This is a genomic window from Rhizobacter sp. P2_H2, assembly GCF_056403375.1.
Genome location: NZ_JBFUFP010000996.1, coordinates 1 through 1,999 on the forward strand (window position 1 = coordinate 1; position 1,999 = coordinate 1,999).

The 1,999-nt window shown below is 72.7% G+C and carries 2 protein-coding genes; both read right to left on the reverse strand.

Annotated elements, in window-relative coordinates; genetic code table 11:
- The coding region (locus tag AC1D15_RS29235) for a condensation domain-containing protein (RefSeq protein WP_477828777.1) at nucleotides 1–840 on the reverse strand (840 nt) is incomplete at its 3' end.
- Nucleotides 841–1,999, reverse strand: a 1,159-nt coding sequence (locus tag AC1D15_RS29240; protein WP_477828778.1) for an AMP-binding protein, incomplete at its 5' end; no start/stop codon positions are given.

Below are 1,999 nucleotides of genomic sequence, written 5' to 3' on the forward strand. Positions count from 1 at the left end.
CTGGCGCAGCGCTTGCACCAGCGCCGGCGGCAGGTCGATCGCGTGCTGCGCGGCGCGCAACCGCGCATCGGCCGCGCGCGGGCGGTCGGTCGGCAGCTGCAGCACCGGGTGGTCGGTGCCGATCTGGGCCGTCCAGTACGCCAGCTGGCGCGCCTGCTCGCCGGCCTCCAGCCCGTGGCGCTGCCAGCGGGCGTAGTCGGCATAGCGGATCGGCAGCGGCGGCAACGCGATCGAACGTTTCTCGACGCGCGATGGGTACAGCGACACGAACTCGCCGACGATCACCTGCAGCGACGCGCCATCGGACACGATGTGGTGCATCACGACCGCCAGCACATGCTCCTGCGGCGCGAGCTTCAGCAGCGCAAGGCGCAGCAGCGGGCCGCGCTCCAGGTCGAACGGCGCGGCGTTGATGCGCTGCAGCTCGGCGGCGAGCGAGACTTCATCGGTGTCGATCTCGGGAAGCTCGATGTCTGCCACCGGCAGCACGCGCGGCCGCGCCAGCCCGTCGGGCAGCGCATCGAACACCGTGCGCAGCGATTCATGCCGCGCCACCAGCGCGCTGAAGCTCGCGCGCAACGCCGCCACGTCGAGCCGGCCGCTGAGCCGCAGTGCACCGGCGATGTGGTACGCGGTGCTTGCCGGGTCGAGCCGCCACAGGAACCACTGGCGGGCCTGCGCATGCGACATCGGATCAGGCTCGTCGCCAGGCGGCCACGGCACCATCGGCAGGCGGCTGAAGGCCATGCCCTGTTCGCGCAACAGCGCCAGGAACCCGCTGCGGCGCTCGGCCGGCAGCAGGGTGAATCGCTCGGCGATGTCGCGGGCGCGTGAACTCATTCAGGTCTCCAGGGTGGCCAGCAGATCGGCCATGCGGTCCAGCGCCGCGTCATCGTCAGCCACCGCGGCCGGTCGCGCTGCCTGCACGGCGGCAGCCAGCGCCGCGAGCGACGCCTGCTCGAACAGGCTGCGCAGCGGCAGCGCAACGCCCAGCCGCTCGCGCAACCGCGACTGCACGCGCAGGGCCGCCAGCGAATGCCCGCCGAGTTCGAAGAAGCGGTCTTCGCGGCCGACGCGCTCGACGCCCAGCACCTCGGCCCAGATCGCCGCGAGCACCGTTTCGGCCTCGCCCTGCGGCGGCTCGCAGGCACGTGCCGCCTGAGGCCCGGTGGCCGGCAAGGCGTTGCGATCAATCTTGCCGTTGGCGTTCAGCGGCAGCGTGTCGAGCACCGCGATCACCGCCGGCAGCATCGCGTCGGGCAGTCGGGTCGCGAGCTGCACGCGCAGCGCTTGCGGATCGAGCGACTGCCCGGGTTGTGCCGACACATACGCCACCAGCAGATCGCCGCCGCGTGCGACCACCACCGCCTCGCGCACGCCCGGCTGCGCCAGCAGGCCGGCTTCGATCTCGCCGAGCTCGATGCGCACGCCGCGGATCTTCACTTGATGGTCGATGCGGCCGAGGTACTCCAGCTCTCCGTCACCGCGCCAGCATGCGAGGTCGCCGGTGCGGTACAGCCGCTCGCCGGGCTCGAACGGGTCGGCGACGAAACGTTCGCTGGTCAGCCCCGCGCGGCCGAGGTAGCCGCGCGCAAGGCCGAGGCCGCCCAGGTACAGCTCGCCGGCCACGCCGGGCGGCACCGGCTGCAGGCCGGCATCGAGCACCAGCGTGCGCGTCGCCGAGATCGGCCGGCCGATCGCGACGCGCACCAGGCCATCATCGCGACAACGCCATTGCGTCACGTCGATCGCCGCCTCGGTCGGGCCGTACAGGTTGAACAGCCCGGCCTGGGGCAGGCGGCGCAGCAGCTCGTTCTGCGCCTCGGCGGGAAGCGCCTCGCCGCTGCAGATCACGCGCGCCAGGCTGTCGCAGCGCTCGACCTCGGCATGCGCGAGGAAGGCCTGCAGCATCGACGGCACGAAATGCAGCGTCGTGACGCGCTGCCGGCGGATCAGCGCCGCGAGCCGCGCCGGATCCTTGTGCTCGCCGGGGGCGGCC